Genomic DNA, 1,432 nt, shown 5'->3' on the forward strand with positions numbered 1-1,432 from the left:
GACGGTCGCGAACACGTTGAGTGCTGGCTTCCATCGCATGGTCCATCGTGCCTGTCCTCGCCCGGTCGGGTCCAGTGACCTGGTGACGAGGTAGAGGCATTTGAGTGCTGCTTGCTCGTTCGGGAAGTGCCCACGGGCACGGACTGCCCTCCGGTAGCGTGCGTTGAGCGACTCGATCGCGTTGGTACTGAACAGGATTCTCCTGATTTCGACGTCGTAGGCCAGGAACGGGGTGAATTCCTCCCACGCGTTGTCCCATAGCCGGATTAGCGCGGGATATTGCTGGCCCCAGGTGTCGGTGAACTTCGCAAACTCCGCTCGTGCCGCCTCAGCCTTGGGCGCGGTGTACACCAGCTTGAGTTCCCTGGCGATCTGGTCCCAGTACTTTCGCGACGTCAACCGGAAGGAGTTGCGCAGCAGGTGAATGACGCATGTTTGTACGGTCGCGTCCGGCCACACGCTCTCCACCACGGCAGGTAGCCCCTTGAGGCCGTCACAGACGACGAACATGGTGTCGGCCACGCCGCGGTTCTTCAGCTCGGTCAACACCGCGAGCCAGTACTTGGCGCCCTCACCATCGCCTGGAGTGCCGGCCCACAACCCGAGCACGTCCTTCCGCCCGTCAACGGTGACACCGATCGCGGCGTAGAAGGGCCGGTTAGCGACCTGCCCGTCGCGGACCTTGACCACGATCGCGTCGATGAAGATCGCCGCGTACACCGGATCCAGCGGGCGAGCCAGCCATTCGTTCATCTCCTCGCTGATTCGATCGGTGATCCGACTGATCGTGTCCTTGGATACCGACGCGCCGTAGATCTCTTCCAGGTGGGCGCTGATCTCCCCAGTGGTCAGGCCCTTCGCGGTCAGTGAGAGCAAGAGCACAACCTGCTCGACCGAGCCGAGCTTGCGGTGGTGCTTGGGCACGATCACCGGCTCGAACGTGCCGGTCCGGTCCCGCGGCACCGTGATGTCGACTTTGCCGACGTTGTCGGTCAGCACCGTCTTGGTCCGGGAGCCGTTGCGAACGTTGCGGATACGACCCTCATTGGTAGCTTCCGAGGCAGTGTCGGTGTCGTCCGCTGATGCTGACGGTGGCTGATGCTTGCCGTGTCCGAGGTGCTCGGTCATCTCCTCTTCCAAGGAGATCTCCAGCACCATCTTGGTCAGATCCTTCAACAGACCCGACGGGCCAGTCAACGAGTCACCGTTGGCGCGCGCATCGCGCACCAGCTCGGTGAGCGCTTCCATGCGGCGACGTTCCACGTCGGTCTTCTTCGGTCGGCGGTCCGCGGGCTCACGCCGAGCAGGTCGCGTCCCTGCCGGCTCCTCGTTGCTGTTGTTCACGTCCTGCAGTGTCATGCGTTACTACTCCGGTCCCGCCCCAACCATGGGGCGTGTCACGGACCAGAAACACCGAAATTGCGATAGTCCC

1 protein-coding gene is annotated in these 1,432 nt (G+C 63.1%); it reads right to left on the reverse strand.

Features of this window, described 5'->3' with window-relative positions; genetic code table 11:
* On the reverse strand, window positions 1-1,248 hold a 1,248-nt coding region (locus tag HJ588_RS18900; RefSeq protein WP_212756224.1), incomplete at its 3' end, for an IS256 family transposase.
* Between the last annotated feature and the right edge of the window lie 184 nt (window positions 1,249-1,432).

Origin of the sequence: Flexivirga aerilata (assembly GCF_013002715.1) — a bacterium.
GTDB lineage: Bacteria > Actinomycetota > Actinomycetes > Actinomycetales > Dermatophilaceae > Flexivirga > Flexivirga aerilata.